Source organism: Pseudomonas sp. QE6 (assembly GCF_041379005.1).
Taxonomy (GTDB): domain Bacteria; phylum Pseudomonadota; class Gammaproteobacteria; order Pseudomonadales; family Pseudomonadaceae; genus Pseudomonas.
The window spans coordinates 4,810,592-4,832,062 of record NZ_CP166873.1 but is presented as its reverse complement, the minus strand read 5'-3'; the positions used below and the strand labels follow the sequence as shown (position 1 = coordinate 4,832,062).

The window sequence follows — 21,471 nt, the reverse complement described above, 5'->3', positions numbered from 1 at the left end:
TGCCGGGGATGCCTGCGACCGCCGGGCCTGGCGAGTGGCCGGGCGGGGGGCATTTGCGTACCATTGCCGGCCTTTTCCGCCGTCCCATCCCGAGTCGAACCATGAAACCCGCCCGCCTGCGTGCCGATGTCCTGGCCGGACTGACCACGTCCTTCGCCCTGGTGCCCGAGTGCATCGCCTTTGCCCTGGTCGCCCACCTCAACCCGCTGATGGGGCTGTATGGCGCCTTCATCCTCTGCACCCTGACCGCGCTGTTCGGCGGCCGCCCCGGCATGGTCTCCGGCGCGGCCGGGTCGATGGCGGTGGTGATAGTCGCCTTGGTGGTGCAGCACGGCGTGCAGTACCTGCTGGCCACGGTGCTGCTGGGCGGCCTGGTCATGGTCGCCTTCGGCGCGTTGCGCCTGGGCAAGCTGGTGCGGATGGTGCCGCATCCGGTGATGCTCGGCTTCGTCAACGGCCTGGCCATCGTCATCGCGCTGGCGCAAATGGAGCATTTCAAGGACGGTGAGCACTGGCTCAGCGGTACCCCGCTATACCTGATGCTGGGGCTGGTAGCGCTGACCATGGCGGTGGTCTACCTGCTGCCGAAGCTGACCCGCGCGGTGCCGCCGGCGCTGGTGGCGATCCTCGGCGTCGGGCTGCTGGTCTACCTGCTGGGCCTGCCGACCCGCACCCTGGGCGACATGGCGCACATCGCCGGCGGCCTGCCGCCGTTCGCCCTGCCGGATATCCCGTGGAACCTGGAAACCCTGCGGATCGTCGCACCCTACGCCTTCCTCATGGCCATGGTCGGCATCCTGGAGACCCTGCTGACCCTCAACCTCACCGACGAGATCACCGAAAGCCGGGGCTTTCCGGATCGCGAATGCGTGGCGCTGGGCGGTGCCAACATCGTCTCCGGGCTGTTCGGCGGCATGGGCGGCTGCGCCATGATCGGCCAGACCGTGATCAACCTCAGCTCCGGCGGCCGGGGCCAGCTGTCGGGCGTGGTGGCCGGGGTGATGGTCCTGCTCTTCGTGCTGTTCCTCTCGCCGCTGATCGAGCGCATCCCGCTGGCGGCGCTGGTGGGCGTGATGTTCGTGGTGTCGCAGCAGACCTTCGCCTGGGCTTCGCTGCGGGTGCTGAACAAGGTGCCGACCAGCGATGTGCTGGTGATCATCGCGGTGACCGCGATCACCGTGGCCACTGACCTGGCGATCGCGGTGTTCTGCGGCATCGTCATCGCCGCCCTGGACTTCGCCTGGAAGCATGCCCGCGAGCTGTACGCCGACGTGCATGACGAAGCCGACGGCAGCCGCCTCTACCGCTTGCACGGCACGCTGTTCTTCGCCTCCACCACGCCGTTCCTCAACCAGTTCGATCCGGCGGGCGATCCGCAGCAGGTCACCCTGGACTGCGCGCACCTGAGCTTCGTCGACTACTCGGCCATCGCCGCGCTGAAGACCCTGCGCGAGCGCTATGCCAAGGCCGGCAAGCAGCTGCGCGTGGTGCACCTGTCGGAGCGTTGCCGGCAACTGCTCAAGCGCGCGGGCATGCAGCACGCCTGATCGGAAACCTGCAGGCCGAGGGGAGCGCAGGTCCGTGAATCAGCCTCCGCAGTGGGGTTGTTTCGTGACCAGGCCCGCTCCCCAGGGACGCTGGCCTGGCTCGCCACCGAGCTCCTGCCAGACGCGCTCCAGCGCATCGGCGTCCCTCAACAACTGGCGCATGGCGCAGCGGATGCGTCGGCTCTCATGGTCGGAGTCGGCCTTGGCCAGCAGCTCCTGAAGCAGCTCGGCGGCCACTTCATTGTTGTAGGCCGTCGTACGGATGGCGCGCAGATGGCGTCGTTCGGGCAGATTCATGTTGTGCGCTCCTTTTGGCCGGGCCTGATTGGCCCGGCCTCATTCCTCAGAATTTCACCTTGATACCGAGGATGCCTTCGTAGCTGCGGCCCTCGCCATCGAACGCTTTCTGGACACCCAGCGAGCCGGTCACGCTGGTCCGGTCGTTGAGTTGGTAGTCGACGCCCAGGTTCAGTTCGCCCCAGGTGCCGCTCATGTCGGTGTCGAACGGGATGGCGCCATCGGCAGAGGAGAACTCGGTCTTGGTCTTGCCCTTGAACTCGTGCCACACGCTCGGCCGGACCCAGGCGTTGGTGCGGTGGATCCGGCCCTTGTCGTCCTCGCGGAACCAGTCCTTGTCGATGCGTACGCCCAGGCGGCCGGTCAACGAGGCCACGTCGTCGAAGCGCACGTCGGCGGCGCCGTCGTGGCCACCATCGAGCTTGATCCTGCTGACGATCAGTTGCGCCTGGGGTTCGATGTGCAGGGTCTTGTCGTGGTCGAGTTTGAGCGGGTAGCCGGCCTCCAGCGAGGCGGTGACGCCATGGCCGCGGGTTTTCAGCGAGCTGCTTTCGTTGGCGCGGGCGTCGATGTCGAAGCGGTTGAATTGCAGGACGCCATCGAGGTACCAGCCTTCGGGCCCGAAGTGTGTCCAGTAGCCGCCGATGCCATAGGCGCTCAGGCTGGTGTCGCCGGCATCCCGGCCGTCGGTGTGGTCGACGTTGCCCTCGATGCGCCCGACTTGCAGTGAGAGCCCCGCCTGGTCGGTGCTGCCGTCGATGTCTTCGTTGCGGTACAGGTCGGTGCCGACCTGGAAGGCGTAGAGGCGGTAGTCATAGTCCGCGCCGCTGGACAGGCTGTCCTCGCCCTTGCGATGGATCAGCCGGCCCCAGCCCAGGGAGGGGCCGAAGCTGTCCGTCGACTCGCTGGGCAGAGGGTCGCTGATGTTGCGGCGTTCTTCACCCACGCGTTCGTGCAGGGTGTCGACCATGGCGCGGCTGTACTGCAGGGCCATGGCGGGGAGAGCGCTGTACAGCGAGGTGGCCGGGCGGTAGTTCGGCACCTGGCGTGGGGGCGTAGGAGGCGGGATTTCCGGCTGCGCCGGGGCGGGGTCGGGCGGCGTCACCGGGCCGGCAGGTTCAATCGGGTCGACCGGATTAACAGGGGCTGCCGGGTCAACGGGGTCGGTCGGATCAACAGAATCAACAGGATCAACAGGATCAACAGGATCAACGGGATCAACAGGATCAACAGGATCAACAGGATCAACAGGATCAACGGGATCGATGGGTTGCGCATCCTTGGTTGAGCGCAGGTACCAGGCTTCGCCGTTGCTGTCGTCGAGGCTGGCCCGGTGCAGGGTGTACTCGTAGGGGCCGGCCTCGACCCGGCTGAGCAGGTGGAACGCGCGGGCGCCGGTGGTGCCGCCGTTGATCGCATCCACCACCTGGATGCCGTTGCCCTCGGTCAGCGCGCCGGGGCCGCCGGCGTTGCGGATCTGCAGGTTGGTCTCGCCGGTCGCCTGGCCGCCATCGATGACCAGCTGGTCGGATGGTGAGCCGTCCTTGTAGAGGTAGGTGTTGAGGGCGATGGTGCCGTTGGCGCCGTGATAGTCGTTGGTGGTGAGCTTCTTGTAGCCGCCGTCGGGGCTGAAGTCGATCAGGCTGGCGTCGTTGGTCAGTCGGCTCAGGTTGGAGTCGCCGGTGAGCTGCCAGAGACTGGTGGCGCGTAACGTCACATCGGACTGGCTGCCGTCGGCGGTTCGCGCCGAGCCGGTGACCATCGAGGTGGACAGGTCGATGCGCGCATTGCCGGCCGCGTCGACGGACTGGCCAATGCCCTGCCACTGGCCGCTGCCCATGTCGGGGATAGCGCTGCCGTCGCTGGCGATGGAGTTGTCGACGTTCAGCCATTGGCCACTGCCGCCGGCGAGGGTATGGCTGAGGGCGATGTCCGCTGAGCCGGCGGTGGCGATGGTGGCTCCGTCGCGGTTGCTCAGCGAGCCGTGATCGATGCGCAGCGTGCCGGGTTGCGCGTCGCTGCCCTGGGCATAGAGCGCCGCCGACTGGTCGCCCTGGACCCTGACCACTAGGCCGCTGGCGTCGACGCTAGCGCCGCTCTTCGCCACTACGCCATGCCCCAGCGCGCCGGTGGCGCTGACGCTCACGGTGTCGAGGTTCACCGTGGCGGTGTTGTTGGCGAGCACACCCAGTGCCTGGTTTCCGCCCGTCGCGACCGTGCTGTTGCCGGCGCTCAGGGCGCCGCCGGACTCGGCTCGCAGGCCGTGGGATTGCTCACCGTGGGTGGTGACGCTGGCGTTGTTCAGGTCGAGGATCGCGGATTCGTTCTTGTAGAGCCGGCTGACCATGGCGCCGGAGGCATGATCGCCCTGTGTGTCGACCGTCACGTGGTTGGCCGTCAGGCTCACGGAACCCGGCTTGGCCGCGCCGATGCCGGCATAGAGGCCGATGGAGTATTTGCCCTCGGTCCTCACGCTGAGGTTGTCCAGCCGCATGCTGCCGCCATCGTCCGCGGCGGCGCCGTAGGCCTGCGAGCCACGGGTGATGACGCTGGTGCCGTCGGCCACCAGCAGGGCGTTGGGATTGCGTGCCACCAGGGCGTGGGGGAAAGTGAGGTTGCCGGCGGTGGGCGAGCCGTCGCCGGTGGTGGTGACCGAGCCGCCGTGCACGACTACGCTGGCCCCGAGGTCGGCGACGATGCCCATGGCGTTGTCGTTGCCGCTGGTCTCGACGGTCAGGTTATTGGCGGTGAGGGTCGATCCGGGGGCTGAGGTCGAGGAGCTGACGGCGGCGAGCGCTGTGGAGTAGTTGCCGGAGGTACTGATGCTGCCGTTGTTGAGGACGGCATCAGCGCCCTCGCGCACCTGCACGCCAACGCTGGTCCTGGGCGTGGTGCGTACGTCGCTGTCACTCATCTGCAGCGTCGATCCGGCACCGTCTACCAGCACGCCCGGTGACCAGGGGCCGACGGCGCCCGGCTGGGCGTCGACGGAGATGGAGCTGCGGCTGACCGTGGCACCGGCCCCGCCGGAAATGTTCATACCCATGGAGCGATTGCCGTCCACCAGGAGGCTGGAACCGATGACCGTGCCGCTGGAGCCGGCGCCTTCGATGGAAACGCCATGGCCGTAGGTCAGGCCGTGCACGCTCAGCGAGGCGTTCTCCAGCGTCACGCTGGCGCCGCCCATGGCCCGAGCCCCGGCGGCGGGATTGGCGACGCTGCCGGCACCCAGGACCGTGGCGCTGCTGCCCTTCAGGATGACGCTGCTGCCGGCGCCCTCGGCCCGCACGCCGCCGACGTTGGTGCCGGAACTGTTCAGGTCCAGGCCTGATGCCGTGATTTGGCCACCGCCCAGGGCATGCAGGGCTGCGGTCGTGGTGGTGCTGGTGGCGCTGGCGCTGAGGTCGACGCTGCTGTCGTTCAGCACGATGCTGGCGCCGTCTTCGGCGCGGGCCGCGCTGGCGCTGCCGCCAGCGATGAGCAGGCTGGCGTCGGATGCCTCTATGCGGCTGCCCGTGCCGCTGGCGAGCAGGCCGTGGCTCAGGCTGAGCGCTTTCTCCTCGTCCACTGGCGCCGCACTGGACAGCGCGGCGCCCTGGGTGGCGACCCGGGTTCCGTCGGCCAGTGTCACGCTGGCGCCCTCGCGAGCCCATACGGCGACGGAGCCCTTGCCACTGGTCTGGATCGACCCGCCATGGATATCGACCTGGGTCGATGTGTCCTTGGCCAGCACGCCGTGTCCGTTTCCACCGCTGGTGAGCACGCTACTGTCGCTAAGGTCGACCCGCGAGCCAGCATCGACGCGCACGCCATAGGCGGAGCCGGCACTGGTGGCTACATCGATGCCGTCGCCGGTCAGCGTGCTGGCGCCCGTCACGCGAACGCCATGACTGCCTCCGGTGGTGGCGCTGCGGGCGCCGGACGTGGTGATGCGGGTGCCGTTCTCCAGGCTGGCCGTGCCACCGTTTTCCACCGAGACGCCTACCGCGCCCCAGGACAGGGTGCTGACCGAACCGCCGGACATTTCCAGGGTGCCGCCGTCGACCACGATGCCACGATTGTTGTTGCCCTTCGCGCCACCGCCGACCTGTACGTCGGTGCCGCTCAGGCGGGCCAGCCCGTTGGCGCCGACCAGGACCCCGCTGAGGTCGTTGGTGGTGATGGCGACTCCCGTCGTGGCGGTTGGAGTGAGCGTCACGCTGCTGTTGCTCATCACCAGCACGCCATCGACCTGCACGCCGGTCTGGCCCTTGGCCGTCGCGGCGGTGGTGGCGCTGCTTTCAATGCGGCCATTGGCGAAGTCGAGCGCGGTACTGCCGATGGCTTTCACCCCCGTGGTGAGGGCGCCACCGAGCTTCACCGTGGCGTTGTCGTGGTTGCCGGCGGTGATGCCGGCCGCTCCGCTGACCGTCACGTTGATCGGTGCCGGCGCGCCCAGCAGGGTACGGCCGGCGTAGACCGCCGGGGCCTCCTGCACGGCCTGCAGGGCGATGTCGAGGTAGGAGGGGCGGTCGGGGTCGAACACCACCCCGGCCTCGGAGGGCTGGTTGAGGTCGTCGGTGTCGGCCTCGATGACGCTGTCCTCGGCCTCCGCCTCGACCACCCGCAGGCTGAACAGGCTGGCCAGCACCAGGCTGATGGCCTGGGCCAGGCGCGAGCGGCGCAGGTGGGAGAGGGCGGTTTCGCGCGGACGTCCGAGGGTCGGAAGGGAGGGTTTGCGGGAGCTTTTCATGATGCTTTTCCATAGCGAGGCTATGGCGCAAGCATCGAATTCGGGGCGGGCAAATCCTATCGGGGGAGCCCGAAACTCTTGTAGTGGGTGCACTAGAAGCGCGGGCCGCCCTCGAGAAGCTTGAGCTGGATCAAGGTTGCAAGCATGAAGGATTGTGGGGCGGCTATGACGATGCGGTTCACCCGGAGGCTCCCTGCACTCGGGTCAATTAGCCGCTGGCGTCAGCTCGCGCAGGTGGATGGCAGCCATTGGAGCACCACGGCGCCCAGGTAGAGCCCGGCGCCGAACACCAGGTGGGTCATCAGGCTTTTCGCTCGCGCCTTGGCGGGCGCGGGCGTCTTCGCGGCGGCGACGCCCAGGCCGAGCGCCGGCTGCATCACCAGGAGGGGCAGGGCAACCGTGACCAGCCCGAACAGCAGGGCGGGCAGAGGAATGGGGTGGCAGAGCCAGCCGGTACCGACCAGCAGCGAGAAGGTGGCGGCGAAGAGGAACCCGGTGAGGTAGTGGATGAACCAGCCCAGCGCACGTTCGCCGGAAACCGGCGCCGCCTTGCCGATGGCGGCGTGGCGGAAGCGGCCGTGGGGCATGTGGCCGACCCAGCGGCCGACCATGGCGTAGTCCAGCGAGGGGACGCCGAAGACGCGTTTGAGCAGCAGCGTCCAGCCATCCATCACGAGGGTCGCGACGATGCCGATGAGCAGGCTGTGAAGCACGAAGGTGATGATCGGGTTCATGCAGGTCTCCTGAAAGGGTATGGTGAAGCTCCGATCAACACAGCATTCCAGCTCAAGTCGACTTGAGGTCAAGCATGAAAGAGATGGACATCGGCCAGGTGGCGCGCTGGTCCGGCCTGCCGGTTTCGACCCTGCGTTACTACGAGGAGAAGGGGCTGATCCGCTCCATCGGCCGCAACGGCATGCGCCGGGTGTTCAGCGATGAGGTGCTGTCGCGCCTGTCGTTGATCGCGCTGGGGCGGGAGGCGGGATTTTCCCTGGAGGAGATCGGCGCGATCTTCGTCGGCGGCGCGCGGCCGGTGATCGACCGCGAACGGTTGCGGGAGAAGGCGGAGGAACTGGACCGCAGCATCCGCCGGCTCAGCGCGATCCGCGACAGCCTGCGCCACGCCGCCGAGTGCCCGGCGCCGGATCACCTGGCCTGTCCGAAATTCCAGCGGCTGATGAACGTCGCCATCCGCACCACATCGCGCGGGCGGGCGGAGAAACCGCGCAAGGCGCCCCGTCAGTCCCGTGGCCGGGGCGGCGACAGCGAGGCGCCGGCGACGTAGAAGAAGGCGCCGCTGACGATGCAACCGGCGAGCATCACGAACACCCAGTGCGGCGCCCACAGGCTGAGGGCGAAGCCGACCAGCACCGGGCCGGCGGCGCCGCCGAGGTTCGACAGGTTCTGCGTGCCGTAGTACACGCCGCGCAGGTGCGGCGGGGCGATGCGGTCGATGAACATGTACTCGGCGGGGATCACGATGATCTCGCCGAGGGTGAACACCAGCATTGCCAGCCCCCAGTGCACCACGTTCTGCGACAGGCCGAAGCCGATGATGCCCAGCACGAACAAGCCCAGACCGACCAACAGCCAGCGCTGCAGATGGTCGTTGTCGATGCGCTTGCCCAGCAGGTACTGGAGGGCGATCACCGAGACGGCGTTGACCCCCAGCAGCGTCTGGATCACCTGGTAGGCGTATTCCGCGCTGCCGGTGGTCACCAGGTACTGCGACAGGTAGGCGGAGAACTGGCCGAACACCACGGCGGTGAACACCCCGCCGAGGGTGAAGTACATCAGCCGGTGGTCCTTCGACAGCACGCTCATTACCGCGAGGAAGGACGGCGGCGCGGTGCCCCCGGCCGGGCGCATGTCGCGGTCGCCATGGCGCAGGAAGGCCAGCAGGAATACAGCGCCCAACGCGGCCGAGACGATGAACGGCAGCTTCTGGCTGACATGGGCCAGCGCCGCGCCGATGAAGGGGCCGGTGGCGTAGGCGAGGTTGATCAGGGTGTAGCGGATGGAGAAGGCGCGGCCCTGTTCGCCCGCCGCGAGCAGGCGGCCGAACACGGTCTTGACCACCACGTCGGTGACCGAATAGGCGAAGTTGAAGCCGAGCAGGAACAGGAAGAACAGCCACAACTGCCGGGTCAGCAGCATGCCGAGGAAGGCGGCGACGAAGCACAGGCCGAAGCCGAGGATCAGCCGAAAGCCCGGCAGGCGGTCGATCAGGTAGCCGCCGTAGAGACTCAGCAGCGCACCGCCGAACAGCGAGCCGCCCATGACCAGGCCGATGCGGTCGACCGGCAGGTCGAAGTTCGTCGACAGGTAGATGACCAGGTAGGGCAGGGTGATGCCGCGCGCCAGGGTCAGCAGGAAGGTGGCGCAGAGCAGCAGGTTGACCTGGAGCGGATAACGCTTGAGCGCGGCGAGCATTCCTTGCCTCTGCGATGGCGAAACGGTATGCCGCGATCCTAGCAGCACCCTTATGGTGCAAGGCAATCGCCGGAGGACCTGGCGGCCCCCCGGCGTGCCCGCAGCTTCAACCGGGTTTCCTTTCCCGCGCCCGCAGCGCCTTGACCGTCTCCCCGCCCACGCCCCAGCTGTCGGTGGGAATTTCCTGGATCACCACGAAGGTGCTCGCCGGTGGTTTTCTCAGCACACGCTCCAGCAGTTCGGTCACGCCTTCGATCAGCTGGCGGCGTTCGTCGGCGGTCACCCCTTCATCGGTGACCTGGATGTTCACGTAGGGCATTTCGGGTTCTCCTCGGGTTTACCAGGTGCCGGTGGTGGAACCACCGTCGACATTCAGGATGGCACCGGTGACGAAGGTCGAGTCGGTCAGGTAGAGCACGGCGTCGACGATGTCCTGCGGGGTGCCGATCCGGCCGGTGGGCGCCAGGCCGCCGAGGAAGGCGCGGGTCTGCTCGTCGGTGGCATGCATCGGGGTCTGGATGATCCCCGGCGCCACGGCGTTGACCTGCACCTGGGACCCCGCCAGCTCCAGGGCCAGGCCGCGCACTGCGCTGTTCAGACCGCCCTTGATCAGCACCGGCAGCAGCGCCGGCACTTTGGCGTTGGGCTGCATGGCGATGGCGGCGGTGATGGTGACGATGTGCCCCGAGCCGTTGGCGGCCATGTGCCGGGCGGCGGCCTGGGACGGATAGAAGAAGCCCTTGAGGTTGGTGTCGACGATGCTCTCGACCTCCGCCTCGCTGTACTCGGTCACCGGCTTGGCGATGAAGATGCCGGCGTTGTTGACCAGGATGTCCACCTTGCCGAAGGCCTCGATGGCCTGGGCGAACAGGCGCCTGGCGGTCTCCGGTTTGGCGATGTCGCCTTCCACCGGCAGGAAGTTGGTCGGGTTGCCCAGTTTGCTTGCGGCCTCCTGCAGGCGGGCCTGGCTGCGGGCGTTGCCCACCACGTTGTAGCCGCGTGCCAGATAAGCCTCGGCGATGGCGAAACCCAGGCCGCTGGATGCGCCGGTGACGATGACGGTCTTGCTCATGATTGAGTCTCCTCAAGTGAGGCGGGGCGGGATGCCCGCGTCTTGGAGGCCAATCTAGGCTGCAAGCGCTGCTTGAAAAATGAGGTTCATGGCATTTGAATTGATACCTCATGTAATGAATCGGGCTGCGCCATGACTCGCCATTTCGACGACCTGCAACTGGGCAGCATCGAGCTGTTCTGCCTCGCCGCGGAAACCGGCAGTTTCACCGCCGCGGCCAACGAGGCCGGCATCACCCCGGCGGCGGTGAGTCGTTCGGTGGCGCGCCTGGAAGAGCGCCTCGGCGTGCGCCTGTTCGTCCGCACCACGCGACAGATGCGCCTGACCGAAGGCGGGCGCAACTACTTCGAGCAGTGCCGCCAGGCCCTGGGCCAGCTGGTGGATGCCGAGCGCGAGGTCACCGGCGGCCAGAGCGTGCCGTCCGGTCGGCTACGCATCAGCGTGCCGACGCCCTACGCGCATTACCGCCTGTTGCCGCTGCTGCCGGAGTTCCGCCGGCGCTACCCGCAGGTGACCGTGGACATTCACGTCAGCAACCGCAACATCGACTTCGCCGACGAAGGCTATGACCTGGCGGTGCGCGGCCGCGAGCCGGCGGATTCCAGCCTGGTGGCGCGGCGTCTGGAAGATGCCGAGCTGGTGGTGGTGGGCACTCCGGAGCACCTGCAGCGCGCCGGCGTGCCGCAGACGCCGGAGGATCTCGCCGGCCATGACTGCATCCAGTACGACCTGCCCAGCACCGGGCGGCGGGTGCCCTGGTCGTTCCGGGTCAATGGCCGGGCCGTGGAAGTGGAAACCTCGGGCAACTGCACGGTGCTGGAAGATCACCTGGCCACCGCGACCCTGGTGAAGCATGGCGGCGGGCTGATGCAGGCCTATCGCTTCACCGTGCAGGCGGAGCTGGCGGCCGGCGAACTGGTGGAGGTGCTGCGCGACTACGGCGGCACCACGCGCCCGTTCCTGCTGATCTACCCCCACGCGCGGCATGTGCCGTCGCGGGTGAGGGCGTTCATCGAGTTCATGCTGGAGCAGCGGCAGGAGCGCTAGCGGGCGCCGGCTGCCGCCGTGGTGATCAGTGTGCCGGCGCCTTCTGGGCGGAGAGGTAGGCGCCCAGGCGGCGACCCATTTCCTCGCCGAGGGCCTGCAGGCCGCTCATGGGGCGGATCATCACCTCGAATTCGACGATCTTGCCGGCCTCGTCGAAGCGGATCATGTCGATGCCCTTGAGGTCGCGGCCGTTGACCGTGGCGCTGAACTCCAGGACCACGCTCAGGCCATCGGCGGTGGCCAGCTGGCGGTGATAGACGAAGTCGCCGAACACCTGCAGCACGGTGCCGAGGATGGTCGCGGCCACCGGCGCGCCGGGGTAGGGCGTGTGGGCCATGGGCGAGCGGAACACGATGTTCGGCGCCAGCAGCTCCGGCAGGTTGGAGAAGTCCTTGCGGGCAACCATCTGGTGCCAACGTTCCAGGGATGCGGCGGCCTGGGTATTCAGGTTGAGGGCGGACATGGGATACCTCCTGATCGCTCTTGTCGTTTGAACAGGACGATACGACCGCGCACGGAACCGGCTCAATGATCGGAAATGACAGAAGATTGATCCTGCTGCACAACCGCTCGATGGTTTTTAGTGTGTCCAGGGATTGATGAAAAAACTCGCCAGCTGCGGATCGTCGCCCGGATCGATGTGTTTTACCGGGCGCGGCAGGGCGCCCAGCACCGCTTTCCAGAATGCCGCCGCCAGCTCGTCGCCGGTGTAGTAGCGCACCAGCCAGGGGCCGGGGTTGTCCAGTAGTACCCGGGTGGCGACCGTCCGGCCGACGCCCTTGCGGCGGTATTTCTTCAGCACGAAGACGTCCGCCAGTTCCAGCGCGTCGATACCCGGCAGTTCGCTGCCCTCGATCAGCACGAAGCCGGCGATGAAGCCGTCGACGAGGATCAGGTTGGCGCTCCATTCCGGCTCGCTCCAGTAACGCGCCAGGTGTTCCTCGTGGATGTAGAAACGGCCGTCCACTTCCACGTCCTCCTGTTCCCAGTCCGAGGACTCGTAGGCGTAGAACTGGTAGAGGTTGCGGATCAGTTCGATGTGTTCCGGGCCGGTCTGTACCAGCTCGATGGGAAGGTCGGTCATGGCGGTGCTCGCGGGCGGCGCGCAGGGCGCAGCGCAGAGAAGGGGTATCAGGTAATTTTCGCGCAATGCGCCGGTATTGCCAGCGGCCGTGCGGGGTGTCCGTCAGATCATCGGGTCCCAGCGCTGCGACCAGTCCGGGTCCTGTGCCACCACCTCGCGCAGCAGGCTGAACGCCTGCTGCAGCGCCTGGGAATCGCGGTCGCGGGAATACACCAGGTAGGTCGGGTAGCTGAACTCCGGCGCCTTGGGCACGCGGCGCAAGACCTTGCGGTCCAGGTAGCTCTGCACCACCCGCGTGCGGAAGTAGCCCGAGCCGCCGTTCTCCAGGATGTACTGCAGGGCCAGCGGGCCGAGGTTGAACGACACCGGCGCCTTGGACAGCTCCGGCAGGGCGCTGTCATGCAGCTGGCGGAAGCCTTCGCCCCAGTCGATGTAGACGTAAGGCTCCGGGTTCTGCGCGCGCACCAGGATCAGCTTTTCCTCCAGCAACTGCTCCACCTGCATGCCCGGCCAGTAGGTCGGGTGGTAGACCAGCGCCGCGTCCAGCACGCCCAGTTCCAGCTGGCGCAGCAGGCTCTGGCCGTCGCCGATCTCGGCGCGCACCGCGTGGTCGCCGATTACCTGGCGGATGCGGCTGACCCAGCGCAGCATCAGCGGGTTGCACAGGCTCACCTCGCCGCCGATGTGCAGCACGTTGTGGTAGCCCTCGGGCAACGGCAGGTCGCGCTGGGCGGCTTCCCAGGTCTGCAGGATCTGGTTGGCGTAGGTGACGAAGGCCTCGCCGTCCGGAGTCAGGCGCGCGCCGGCGCGGTTGCGCACGAACAGCGTGCAGTTGAGGTGCGCTTCCAGTTTCTGCACCCGCGCGGTGACGGCGGTCTGGGTGATGTGCATGCGTTCGGCGGCGGCGACGAAGCTGCCGTGGCGGACGATTTCCAGGAAGGTGCGGGTCAGGTCGATGTCCATGGGCGGGGTCTGCGCGAATCAGGCGGCCAGTGTAGCGGAAAGCGCGGCTAGCCCAGGTGGCTGAGCAGGTCGCGGTGCAGGGCGGCGATCAGGTCGGTCTGGGTGATCACGCCCACCAGTTCGCCGTGTTCGAGTACCGGCAGGCAGTGCAGGCCGCGGTCGGAGAGCAGCGGGATCAGCTCCACCGCATGGGCGTCGGCGTCGACGTGCAGCACCGGGCTGCTCATCAGCTCGCCGAGCACGCGGTCGCGACGCAGGCCGAGTCTGCCGAGCAGACGCTTGAAGCTGCCACCCGTGCGCTTGGGGGCGAGCAGGTCGATCAGGCTGACGATGCCCACCAGCCGGCGCTCCTCGTCGAGGATCGGCAACGCCTTCAGGTGATGCTTCACCAGCAGGCGCAGGGCGTGGCGGACCGGGGTTTCCGGCGCGGCGCAGACCAGGTCGCGGGACATCATCTGCCGCGCGCGGGTGTCGCCCATGCTGCGGCGCAGGGCGTGACGCTCGGTGCTGCGGACGATGCGTTCGAGGTCGTCGCGGGTGATGTCGACGAAGGCACCGACCTCGTCCAGCGCCTGGTCGAGGTCGGCGGACTGGATGCCGACCCGCTCGCCGGGTGCCGGGTCCCGGGTGTGGTGATCGTCCTTGATGAGCGTGCGCCGGCGCGGATAGGGCATGCGCGTGAGGTTGTTGAACAGCACCGCCAGCAGCACCAGGCCGAGACCGCCGCTGATGGCCGGCAGCGGCGCCATCCAGGCCGGCTCGCCGGGCAGCGGCGCGGCGAAGACCATGCAGAAGGCCAGTGCGCCGCCTGGCGGGTGCAGGCAGCGCAGCGGGTACATCAGCAGCAGGCTCAGGCCCAGCGCCAGGGCGGCGCTGACCACCCCGGCGGGCAGCCACAGACCGATCAGCAGCGCCATCAGCGAGGCGCACAGGTAGCTGCCGATCACCGACCAGGGCTGGGCCAGGGCGCCGGAGGAGACGGCGAACAGCAGGATCGCCGAAGCCGCCCAGGGGCCGGCGAAATGCAGCGCTACCGAGGAGCCGAACAGCAGACCGCAGGTGACGGCGCTGAGCAGGAACGCCAGGCTGGCGCCGATTGATGCGCGCAGCCATTCGTGGGGACGGGTGTGGGGGATGTCGGGAAGGTACGCGGCGGCGCGCTGCCGCCAGCCGGTCAGGGCGGGCATTGGAAGAAGGTCCGGAAAAAAACGGGCTCTTGCGGCAAGAGCCCTGCAAAGTGCCGCGAACGGCACGCGGGAGGCCCCATCCCTGGGGGGGGGTCAGGCCTGCAGGCGATCCAGCGGGCCGGGTTCGGGCAGCGGCGCAACGATCCGCTCGCAGCGCCGGCCAGTGGCGGCGGTCATGCGTCGGGCGGCTTCCGGATCGTCGGCGAAGGGCAGCAGAGCGGCCTGCTCGAAAGTCTCGCCGCGGCAGGCACGCCAGCACGCCACGGCACAGGCCAGCAGACCAAGGAGCGTCAGCAGCATCGTCGTACTCCTCAGGCCGTGGCCGGCATGCCCTGGCGCACCGGCTTGCCACCGCGTACGGTCAGCCAGGTGTTCCAGGCCATCAGCAACATGCCGCTGGCGAAAGTGGCGCCGCCGATCAGCCGCACGATGTAGCCCGGATGACTGGCCTGCAGGGCCTCGACGAAGGCGTAGGTGAGCGTGCCGTCCTCGTTCACCGCGCGCCACATCAGGCCCTGGGTGATGCCGTTGACCCACATCGAGGCGATGTACAGCACGGTGCCGATGGTGGCCATCCAGAAGTGCGCGTTGATCAGCCCGACGCTGTGCATCTGCTCGCGGCCGTAGAGTTTCGGGATCATGTGGTAGAGCGCGCCGATGGAGATCATCGCCACCCAACCCAGGGCGCCGGCGTGGACGTGGCCGATGGTCCAGTCGGTGTAGTGCGACAGCGAGTTCACCGTCTTGATCGCCATCATCGGCCCCTCGAAGGTGGACATGCCGTAGAAGGCCAGCGACACCACGAGGAAGCGCAGGATCGGGTCGGTGCGCAACTTATGCCAGGCGCCGGACAGGGTCATCATGCCGTTGATCATGCCGCCCCAGCTCGGCGCCAGGAGGATCAGCGACATCACCATGCCCAGCGATTGCGCCCAGTCCGGCAGCGCGGTGTAGTGCAGGTGGTGCGGGCCGGCCCAGATGTACAGGGTGATGATCGCCCAGAAGTGCACGATGGACAGGCGATAGGAATAGATCGGCCGCTCGGCCTGCTTGGGCACGTAGTAGTACATCATGCCGAGGAAGCCCACCGAGAGGATGAAGCCCACCACGCTGTGGCCGTACCACCACTGGATCATCGCGTCGGTGGCGCCCGAGTAGATCGGGTAGGACTTGAGCAGCGTCACCGGCACCGCCAGGTGATTGACCACGTGGACCATCCCGGTAACCACGATGAAGGCGCCGTAGAACCAGTTGCCCACGTAGATGTGGCGCACCTTGCGCCGGGCGATGGTGCCGAAGAACAGGTAGGCGTACACCAGCCAGAGCACCGTGACCCAGAGGGCGATGGGCCACTCCATCTCGGCGTATTCCTTGGAGGTGGTGATGCCCAGCGGGTAGCTCACCAGCATCGCCACCAGGCTCGCCTGCCAGCCCCAGAACAGCAGGTTGGCCAGGCCGTCGGAGATGATCCGCACCCGGCAGGTGCGCTGCACCACGTAGAAGGAAGTGGCGAACAGCGCGCTGCCGCCGAAGGCGAAGATCACCAGGTTGGTGTGGATCGGCCGGATGCGCCCGAAGCTGGTCCAGGGCATGTCCAGGCTCAGTTGCGGCCACACTAGCTGGGCGGCGATGAATACGCCCATGAGCATGCCGAGGATGCCCCAGCCCAGGGTGGTAAGGGTGAACCGGCGAACGATGTCGTAGTTGTAGGTCGTTTCTTGATCGGGGGGTATCGCGCTGTCCATCTGGATTCCGTCGTACTTCGGTTGGCTGACGGCTCCCTGTCCGCCGAAGGGGTACCAGCGGACGGGCGAGCGTCGTGGGAGGCAATTCGCCGCAGGGGAGCCGAAACAGTCTGAACAGACGGGATGGATGCAACAAACGAATAATAATGCAGCCTAAGTGCAGTATTTTTGATATCAACGACCGCGCCTGCCACGCAAGCGCTCTGGCGCGCCTTGCTCAGGATCAAGGGTGGCGTGCGTGGCGGCGGAAATGACGAGGTAGTGCACGCGGCGGATGCATTCGAAAAAGTGCTGCGTCAGTGCAATTCAATTCATTTAAATCCACGCCTGCGGGAGGTCTAGCATGGGCCTTCGCGATCACCGAGGGACCTCCCATGTCCGCCTTCACCATCGACCTCATCGACTGGCTGCAAACCCTGATGCGCGCCGAGCGCGCCGGCGCGCGGGTCATGCTCGACAGCCTGCGGCAGACCGACGAGCCCGCCGTGCGCCGCCGCCTGGAACACCTGCACCAGGGCGAGGCGGAAAGCTGCCGGCGCCTGCGTACCTGCCTGGAGCGCCTGGGCGCGCAGCCGGACAGCGGCATCGGCGACTTCCATGCCAGCGCCATGGCCATCGACGATCTGGCGCTGCGTTTCGACTTCATCGGACGTGGCCAGCGCTGGGTCGCCCGGCAGATCCGCCAGCGCCTGCCGGAGATCGAAGCGCCCTGGCTGCGCGAGGAGCTGCTGGTGGTGCTGCGACTGCACGAGGAGGGCGAAGCCTGAGCGACGGTGGCGTATCCTGGCCCCTCGTTGACCAAGGAACGCTTGCCCATGGACGAGATGACCCGGATTCGCTTTGCCGAGATAGACCAGCATGTGCCCGCTGCGCCCGGCCTCTATGAAATCCATACCCTGGATGGCCAGGCGCTGAAGGTCGGCATTGGCAAGAACCTGCGCAAGCGCCTGGCCCAGCACTACCGTTCCCGCCAGAGCCGCCTGGTACTGAAGGTGGGCGGGGACTGGAGTAATCCCCGGGATGTCGAAAGCAAGCAGTCGATCCTCGCCAAGCACCTGTTCTTCGCCGAAGTGGAGGGCTACGACCTCAAGAGCGAGGCGGGACGGCGGGCCTTTCTCGAAGAGCGCTGCTACATCCTCTTCCGCACCACCGCCACGCGGGAGGAGGCGCGCGAGTTGGAGAGGCGCAAGGAAGCGAGCGGCGGCTTCCGCTTCGTCGGACTGACCGACTCAGCCTGAGGCCGCACCCACCGACGCCAGCAGCCAGACCAGGATGGCCAAGGCTTGCAACACGTCCTCAAAGTGGTTTGCGGCCCCCTCTGAGAATCACCTTGGTTCTTGGAGCGAATCAACCAGCCTTGAACGCTGGCAATCCGTTGGCTGCGCGCCACTCCTTCACTGTACGGGTGATACCTTCCGCCGAATTGTCAGCCCCGTCCTCTGGGTAATAGATAAGGTCTGCTCCATCCGGATGCCCCGTGACCTCGCAAAACTGTTCCAGCAGTTCCCCTAACACATCATCTGATGCGCTCTTGTTGGCCTTACGAATCTCCTCCACAAACTGCACGAACTGTTGTTCGGTGTAATCGGTTATCGTCTTGCTCATGTTTTGCCTGTGAAGATCAATATGTTTCTTGGGAACGACGAATCGCAGGCTATCTAGGTCGTATGCATATTACACATTGCATGTCAGCTGAAAGATATGGTCATTATCGTAGAACGATCTTTCGGCCAACTTTTCAATGGCTTCAATCTGTGAAAAATCAAGATCGTAACCTTCATCGCCACGCTGCAAAAATGACCAACCCATAATTGCTGCCAACTTCTCGTCACAACCCTCAGGAAGCTCAATCTCGAAAGCAAGAAGTTCAGTGCTTTTATCAAAGGCTTCAACGATATATTTCATGGCTCTACCTCGCGACTGCTATCCGCATCTTTAGTTTGCCCAACTGCTTAATGAATACACTGGCAAGATATACGCCTGCGCCAGGACTAACGCCAAAGCCTACCGATGGAATCGCATTCACTGCCAAGGCCGCAACGGCCCAGTCGAATAGTTGAAACCCATCACCGCATAACACAAGCCCGTCATCTGGCGTAATGCTTTTAACTTAATTATTTATTGGGCAATCGCGAACTTTGATAAACCTAAATCAGGTACTCTGATATCGGCTTTTGTTCCTTTTTCAGAGCCACAGAGGGAGCAATACACTCAAAATTTCCGCTTGAAGCTACCTGCGAGCAAAAAAGCCGCGATCCTGGTGAGGGAGTCGCGGAATTTTTCTTAAGTGAACAGCATTACGCCAGATGGCGGGGGTTTCTCTTCCAGCACTCAGACCTCAATCACCGAGAATCCTGGCCGCAAGCCCACGATGACCAAGCCTTGCAACACGCCCCCAAAGTGGTTTGCTGCCATCCCTTGAAAATCACCTTGGCTCTTGGAGCGAATCAGCCAGCCTTGAACCCAGGCACCCCATGGGCAGCACACCACACCTTGATAGTTGCTGTAACACCCTCTGGTGAGTCATCAGCACCGCTTTCGGGGTAATACAGCAGGTCCGAGCCGGCGGGATGAGGCACGATGAGATTGAAATGCTCAACCATCGTTCCTCGCTCATCTTCCGTTCCCGCATTCAAAATTGCATTGATGAAGGCGATGAAATCACGCTCTGTGTAATCAGACAGGTTGCTTTTCAGATTCATTAGCTTCATTTCCCTCGGTGGAGATCAATGTGGTGCTGTGGCGTTACAGCTCTCAAATTATCTAGGTCATAAACAGCGCCACCATCTTTGATTTGCTCGACATGGTGAAGCTCGAAAGAAATTCGCTTCCCTGCATGCGTACGTCTAGGGGCGCTGGGAGCCAAGCCACGCCTCATATCAGCGAGGTTGTGTGTGTTGAACTGTTCGGCAAGCTCTGCGTCGTTCGCAACAGCTTTCCAGAATGCCGCCCTAAAAGAATCGAAACTATTGAAGCTCTTGCCTCGCAACTCGTCAGCAATCCGAGTTGGAACAGGGACACCAAGCCCCTCACCAGCTCCAGCCATATACCAGACACATACTCGCCGGCTCCTGTCACCGTGCCGGGATCATGCCGGACATTCATCACGATGTAGAGCGGTGCAATCCCGGACCCAGCCGGGAACACCAGGATGAAGTCCCGATACTCTGGCGGATAGATCGGGTTGACGATGATCTTATCCGTCTGCTCTGTCGGCGGGAAAATCCAGATATGCGGAGCCTGTGGGGCTGCCTCCAGGGCAGGGATGCCGAGCGTGTCCGAGGGGGGGGCCGCAGGTATCCAGGTCAGCCCAATCCCATCGCCCAGGTCGGCAACCATTTGATTACCAACGGCGGCGAACTGGACCACAGGAATCATTTCCCAATCGCTGCGCAACTGGGTGTTGTAGCCGTAGCCTTTCAACGTGCCGTCAGGTTGCTCTTCAACACGGATACGGACACGTGTCCGCCCTCGTTCCATCGAACGAAGCTGATCTTCCGTGTAGAGCGCCCCATCACCGAGGCTGGACGGCCAGAGCATCGCCACAACACCAAGAAGCGTGCCGCCGACAACCCCACCACTGAGGAGGCTGCTGCCAACAGCGCGACCACCCGCTTCGGCAGCTATACGCCCGCCAGCCGGTGTGCCCCCGCAGAGCCCGCCACAAGACGCACCTGCACCAGGGCCTGCAAGCCCGCGCAGGGCCAGCGAGCCGAACCCTGCGGGAATGTTTCCACTGATCCTTCTGAGCGGTAGTTCTCCGCTGCCATCGACTTCACGGCCACCCAGCAGGACAAGGTTGCCATAGTCCTTGGCCGTGTCGATGGGGAAGGCCCCCTGTCTGTTGGCGTAGTCAATTTCCCTGTCGGGGAGTTTGCAGCACTTGGCAAAGACGATTCCGATCGGCGCTGGCGCAGGTGGAGTCTTCTTCAGTTCAGGAAGGGGATCAGGTCGTGCGGGCTCTTCACCTCGGTACAGCTCTGGGGGAGGGTTTGGGCGTGCCAGAAGGTTGCGCCCCGGGATAGGTCCTGGACCTCGATTGATCCTGCTCATCGGCCATCCTTGTTTGATTGGCGAGTAGCCGATGAACCTACCGTGAATGAAAAGCACTCCACTATAGGGTTTGTCTGAAACTAGAGGCGGTATCCCGACAAGCGATAGAAGCTAAACGCCATGGTAGGGGGCAACGGATCGACGGCATCCTACGCCGCCACATTGCTCTATGAACCTGGCAGGGCTTCGATAGGATCAACGTGCTGCAGGTGTGGGCGATCTGATCGGCCAGGTGGCGCAGATGAATACACAACTGGCAGACCTGACGTGCAAACGGCGCTGCGCTTGCGCGAGGAGGGCGAAGGCTGAGGTCAGCCAGCCCAGCGTCGACTCAGCCTGAGGCCGCACCCACCGACGCCAGCAGCCAGTCATGGAACAGCTGCGCCGATGGCGACAACTGGCGGTGCCGCAGCGACACCAGGTACTCGCCGCGCTCGGTCACCAGCGCGTGGTCGGTCACCCGCTGCATCTCGCCCTTGGCCACCGCCTCGTCGGCCATGAAGCTCCACGCCAGGCCGATGCCCATGCCCTGCTGCACGGCGCGATAGGCGAGGGTGAGCTGGTTGAACACCGGGTCGCTCTCCGCCGGCTGGTAGTCCTTGCCGAAGTGGCCGAACCAGTCGTGCCAGTCCAGGCAGCTCCAGGCCGAGGTGTCGAGTTGCACCAGGGGCGCGGCGGCCAGTTGCTCCAGCGTACGGATGGCGGAGACGTCGAGGTCTGGGCGCGCCACCGGGTAGACGATCTCCGGCAGCACGAACTGGCTGTTCAGCGTGGTCCAGTCGCCGGCGCCGTAGAGGATGCCGAGGTCGAAGTCCACCAGGCTGGCCTCGTCCATCTCGTTGATCGCGTGCACGTGCACGGCGATGCCCGGATGCGCCTTGTTGAACTCGATCAGCTTGGGGAACAGCCAGAACTGCGCCAGCGCGTGGGTCGCCAGCACCGACACGGCGTTGCTCTGGTGCACGTTGCGGATGCGCCGCACGCTGTGCTGCAGGCGGTCGAGCAGCATGTCCACGGTGCCCAGCAGCTCGGCGCCGGCGGCGGTGAGGGTGACACCGCGCGGCTTGCGCTCGAACAGCGGCACCTTGAGGCTCTCCTCCAGCGCGCGCATCTGCTTGCTCACCGCGCTCTGGGTGAGGAACAGCTCGGTGGCGGCCAGGGTGAAGCTGCCGCAGCGGCCGACAGCCTCGAAGGTGATCAGGGTTTCCAGTGGCGGCAGGGTACGCAGATAACGGCTGATGATGGTTCTCCGGGAAATCTTGTGACATTCCTGCTGGGAATGTCTCGGTGCGGATTTATCCTTGGTCAGAC

Annotated in this window: 22 protein-coding genes and 1 pseudogene; 5 read left to right on the top strand and 18 right to left on the bottom strand. The window is 65.5% G+C overall.

Annotated features, from left to right (window positions below; translation table 11 throughout):
• Positions 1–101 precede the first annotated feature (101 nt).
• Positions 102–1,547, top strand: a complete 1,446-nt coding sequence (locus tag ACAW63_RS22065; RefSeq protein ID WP_371228788.1) for a SulP family inorganic anion transporter — start codon at positions 102–104, stop codon at positions 1,545–1,547.
• Between the two features lie 39 nt (positions 1,548–1,586).
• On the opposite strand, the gene ACAW63_RS22060 is transcribed toward ACAW63_RS22065, so the two are convergent.
• The 3 genes from ACAW63_RS22060 to ACAW63_RS22050 all read right to left on the bottom strand — a co-directional run bounded on the left by ACAW63_RS22060 (position 1,587) and on the right by ACAW63_RS22050 (position 7,310).
• The gene (locus ACAW63_RS22060) at positions 1,587–1,844 is read right to left on the bottom strand and encodes a hypothetical protein (RefSeq protein ID WP_371228785.1); all 258 of its coding nucleotides are present in this window, start codon (positions 1,842–1,844) and stop codon (positions 1,587–1,589) included.
• A 46-nt stretch (positions 1,845–1,890) separates the two neighbouring features.
• Entirely contained in the window at positions 1,891–6,576 is a 4,686-nt protein-coding gene (locus ACAW63_RS22055) for an autotransporter outer membrane beta-barrel domain-containing protein (protein WP_371228782.1), read from the bottom strand.
• 221 nt (positions 6,577–6,797) lie between these two features.
• On the bottom strand, positions 6,798–7,310 hold the full coding sequence (locus tag ACAW63_RS22050) for a DUF2938 domain-containing protein (protein WP_371228779.1): 513 nt from the start codon (positions 7,308–7,310) through the stop codon (positions 6,798–6,800).
• A 74-nt stretch (positions 7,311–7,384) separates the two neighbouring features.
• Between ACAW63_RS22050 and ACAW63_RS22045 the strand changes: the two genes are divergently transcribed.
• Positions 7,385–7,861: a helix-turn-helix domain-containing protein gene (locus ACAW63_RS22045; RefSeq protein ID WP_371228776.1), complete on the top strand. Its 477-nt coding sequence runs from the start codon at positions 7,385–7,387 to the stop codon at positions 7,859–7,861.
• Here ACAW63_RS22045 and ACAW63_RS22040 read toward each other — a convergent pair.
• The 3 genes from ACAW63_RS22040 to ACAW63_RS22030 form a co-directional block, all read right to left on the bottom strand.
• Positions 7,816–9,009, bottom strand: a complete 1,194-nt coding sequence (locus tag ACAW63_RS22040; protein WP_371228773.1) for an MFS transporter — start codon at positions 9,007–9,009, stop codon at positions 7,816–7,818. The two genes, ACAW63_RS22045 and ACAW63_RS22040, sit on opposite strands and share 46 nt — an antisense overlap.
• A gap of 106 nt (positions 9,010–9,115) precedes the next feature.
• The gene (locus tag ACAW63_RS22035) at positions 9,116–9,328 is read right to left on the bottom strand and encodes a 4-oxalocrotonate tautomerase family protein (RefSeq protein ID WP_371228770.1); all 213 of its coding nucleotides are present in this window, start codon (positions 9,326–9,328) and stop codon (positions 9,116–9,118) included.
• Between the two features lie 18 nt (positions 9,329–9,346).
• Positions 9,347–10,081 carry an SDR family NAD(P)-dependent oxidoreductase gene (locus ACAW63_RS22030; protein WP_371228768.1) on the bottom strand — a complete coding sequence of 245 codons (735 nt, stop codon included), beginning with the start codon at positions 10,079–10,081 and terminating at the stop codon, positions 9,347–9,349.
• Positions 10,082–10,213: 132 nt separating this feature from the next.
• Here ACAW63_RS22030 and ACAW63_RS22025 point away from each other — a divergent pair, with 132 nt between their 5' ends.
• Entirely contained in the window at positions 10,214–11,128 is a 915-nt protein-coding gene (locus ACAW63_RS22025; RefSeq protein ID WP_371228766.1) for a LysR family transcriptional regulator, read from the top strand.
• Positions 11,129–11,153: 25 nt separating this feature from the next.
• Here ACAW63_RS22025 and ACAW63_RS22020 read toward each other — a convergent pair whose 3' ends face one another.
• The 6 genes from ACAW63_RS22020 to ccoN all read right to left on the bottom strand — a co-directional run bounded on the left by ACAW63_RS22020 (position 11,154) and on the right by ccoN (position 16,107).
• A complete protein-coding gene (locus ACAW63_RS22020; RefSeq protein ID WP_275611316.1) occupies positions 11,154–11,591 on the bottom strand; it encodes a nuclear transport factor 2 family protein in 438 nt (145 codons plus the stop codon).
• 117 nt (positions 11,592–11,708) lie between these two features.
• Positions 11,709–12,212: a GNAT family N-acetyltransferase gene (locus ACAW63_RS22015; protein WP_275611317.1), complete on the bottom strand. Its 504-nt coding sequence runs from the start codon at positions 12,210–12,212 to the stop codon at positions 11,709–11,711.
• Positions 12,213–12,314: 102 nt separating this feature from the next.
• Positions 12,315–13,175: a LysR family transcriptional regulator gene (locus tag ACAW63_RS22010; RefSeq protein WP_275611318.1), complete on the bottom strand. Its 861-nt coding sequence runs from the start codon at positions 13,173–13,175 to the stop codon at positions 12,315–12,317.
• A gap of 47 nt (positions 13,176–13,222) precedes the next feature.
• Positions 13,223–14,362: a CBS domain-containing protein gene (locus tag ACAW63_RS22005; RefSeq protein ID WP_371228762.1), complete on the bottom strand. Its 1,140-nt coding sequence runs from the start codon at positions 14,360–14,362 to the stop codon at positions 13,223–13,225.
• Between the two features lie 93 nt (positions 14,363–14,455).
• Positions 14,456–14,662: a hypothetical protein gene (locus ACAW63_RS22000; RefSeq protein WP_371228760.1), complete on the bottom strand. Its 207-nt coding sequence runs from the start codon at positions 14,660–14,662 to the stop codon at positions 14,456–14,458.
• 11 nt (positions 14,663–14,673) lie between these two features.
• Positions 14,674–16,107, bottom strand: a complete 1,434-nt coding sequence (gene ccoN, locus ACAW63_RS21995) for a cytochrome-c oxidase, cbb3-type subunit I (RefSeq protein WP_371228757.1) — start codon at positions 16,105–16,107, stop codon at positions 14,674–14,676.
• Positions 16,108–16,481: 374 nt separating this feature from the next.
• Here ccoN and ACAW63_RS21990 point away from each other — a divergent pair, with 374 nt between their 5' ends.
• Both ACAW63_RS21990 and ACAW63_RS21985 read left to right on the top strand, forming a co-directional pair.
• Positions 16,482–16,874, top strand: a complete 393-nt coding sequence (locus tag ACAW63_RS21990; RefSeq protein WP_371228754.1) for a DUF6306 domain-containing protein — start codon at positions 16,482–16,484, stop codon at positions 16,872–16,874.
• A 48-nt stretch (positions 16,875–16,922) separates the two neighbouring features.
• A complete protein-coding gene (locus ACAW63_RS21985; RefSeq protein WP_371228751.1) occupies positions 16,923–17,345 on the top strand; it encodes a hypothetical protein in 423 nt (140 codons plus the stop codon).
• Positions 17,346–17,454: 109 nt separating this feature from the next.
• Here ACAW63_RS21985 and ACAW63_RS21980 read toward each other — a convergent pair whose 3' ends face one another.
• The 6 genes and pseudogenes from ACAW63_RS21980 to ACAW63_RS21955 all read right to left on the bottom strand — a co-directional run bounded on the left by ACAW63_RS21980 (position 17,455) and on the right by ACAW63_RS21955 (position 21,400).
• Positions 17,455–17,712 (bottom strand): bacteriocin immunity protein, encoded by a 258-nt coding sequence (locus tag ACAW63_RS21980; protein ID WP_371228748.1) that lies wholly within the window; start codon positions 17,710–17,712, stop codon positions 17,455–17,457.
• A gap of 69 nt (positions 17,713–17,781) precedes the next feature.
• On the bottom strand, positions 17,782–18,012 hold the full coding sequence (locus tag ACAW63_RS21975; RefSeq protein ID WP_371228746.1) for a hypothetical protein: 231 nt from the start codon (positions 18,010–18,012) through the stop codon (positions 17,782–17,784).
• A gap of 542 nt (positions 18,013–18,554) precedes the next feature.
• Positions 18,555–18,809, bottom strand: coding sequence for a bacteriocin immunity protein (locus tag ACAW63_RS21970; RefSeq protein ID WP_371228743.1), 255 nt, complete (start codon positions 18,807–18,809; stop codon positions 18,555–18,557).
• Positions 18,810–18,814: 5 nt separating this feature from the next.
• Positions 18,815–19,153, bottom strand: a complete 339-nt coding sequence (locus ACAW63_RS21965) for an HNH endonuclease signature motif containing protein (protein ID WP_371228741.1) — start codon at positions 19,151–19,153, stop codon at positions 18,815–18,817.
• A 119-nt stretch (positions 19,154–19,272) separates the two neighbouring features.
• A pseudogene (locus ACAW63_RS21960) lies at positions 19,273–19,587 on the bottom strand (S-type pyocin domain-containing protein); the annotation flags it as partial.
• A 904-nt stretch (positions 19,588–20,491) separates the two neighbouring features.
• On the bottom strand, positions 20,492–21,400 hold the full coding sequence (locus ACAW63_RS21955) for a LysR substrate-binding domain-containing protein (protein ID WP_371234751.1): 909 nt from the start codon (positions 21,398–21,400) through the stop codon (positions 20,492–20,494).
• Positions 21,401–21,471 lie beyond the last annotated feature (71 nt).

Coding starts and splice junctions, on each gene's coding strand:
- ACAW63_RS21980 (WP_371228748.1), bottom strand. CDS start 17,712: ATGAGCAAGACGATAACCGATTACACCGAACAACAGTTCGTGCAGTTT.
- ACAW63_RS22055 (WP_371228782.1), bottom strand. CDS start 6,576: ATGAAAAGCTCCCGCAAACCCTCCCTTCCGACCCTCGGACGTCCGCGC.
- ACAW63_RS21965 (WP_371228741.1), bottom strand. CDS start 19,153: ATGGCTGGAGCTGGTGAGGGGCTTGGTGTCCCTGTTCCAACTCGGATT.
- ACAW63_RS22000 (WP_371228760.1), bottom strand. CDS start 14,662: ATGCTGCTGACGCTCCTTGGTCTGCTGGCCTGTGCCGTGGCGTGCTGG.
- ACAW63_RS22050 (WP_371228779.1), bottom strand. CDS start 7,310: ATGAACCCGATCATCACCTTCGTGCTTCACAGCCTGCTCATCGGCATC.
- ACAW63_RS21990 (WP_371228754.1), top strand. CDS start 16,482: ATGTCCGCCTTCACCATCGACCTCATCGACTGGCTGCAAACCCTGATG.
- ACAW63_RS22030 (WP_371228768.1), bottom strand. CDS start 10,081: ATGAGCAAGACCGTCATCGTCACCGGCGCATCCAGCGGCCTGGGTTTC.
- ccoN (WP_371228757.1), bottom strand. CDS start 16,107: ATGGACAGCGCGATACCCCCCGATCAAGAAACGACCTACAACTACGAC.
- ACAW63_RS21975 (WP_371228746.1), bottom strand. CDS start 18,012: ATGAAATATATCGTTGAAGCCTTTGATAAAAGCACTGAACTTCTTGCT.
- ACAW63_RS22025 (WP_371228766.1), top strand. CDS start 10,214: ATGACTCGCCATTTCGACGACCTGCAACTGGGCAGCATCGAGCTGTTC.
- ACAW63_RS22015 (WP_275611317.1), bottom strand. CDS start 12,212: ATGACCGACCTTCCCATCGAGCTGGTACAGACCGGCCCGGAACACATC.
- ACAW63_RS22035 (WP_371228770.1), bottom strand. CDS start 9,328: ATGCCCTACGTGAACATCCAGGTCACCGATGAAGGGGTGACCGCCGAC.
- ACAW63_RS21985 (WP_371228751.1), top strand. CDS start 16,923: ATGGACGAGATGACCCGGATTCGCTTTGCCGAGATAGACCAGCATGTG.
- ACAW63_RS21970 (WP_371228743.1), bottom strand. CDS start 18,809: ATGAATCTGAAAAGCAACCTGTCTGATTACACAGAGCGTGATTTCATC.
- ACAW63_RS22060 (WP_371228785.1), bottom strand. CDS start 1,844: ATGAATCTGCCCGAACGACGCCATCTGCGCGCCATCCGTACGACGGCC.
- ACAW63_RS22040 (WP_371228773.1), bottom strand. CDS start 9,009: ATGCTCGCCGCGCTCAAGCGTTATCCGCTCCAGGTCAACCTGCTGCTC.
- ACAW63_RS22020 (WP_275611316.1), bottom strand. CDS start 11,591: ATGTCCGCCCTCAACCTGAATACCCAGGCCGCCGCATCCCTGGAACGT.
- ACAW63_RS22005 (WP_371228762.1), bottom strand. CDS start 14,362: ATGCCCGCCCTGACCGGCTGGCGGCAGCGCGCCGCCGCGTACCTTCCC.
- ACAW63_RS22010 (WP_275611318.1), bottom strand. CDS start 13,175: ATGGACATCGACCTGACCCGCACCTTCCTGGAAATCGTCCGCCACGGC.
- ACAW63_RS22045 (WP_371228776.1), top strand. CDS start 7,385: ATGAAAGAGATGGACATCGGCCAGGTGGCGCGCTGGTCCGGCCTGCCG.
- ACAW63_RS22065 (WP_371228788.1), top strand. CDS start 102: ATGAAACCCGCCCGCCTGCGTGCCGATGTCCTGGCCGGACTGACCACG.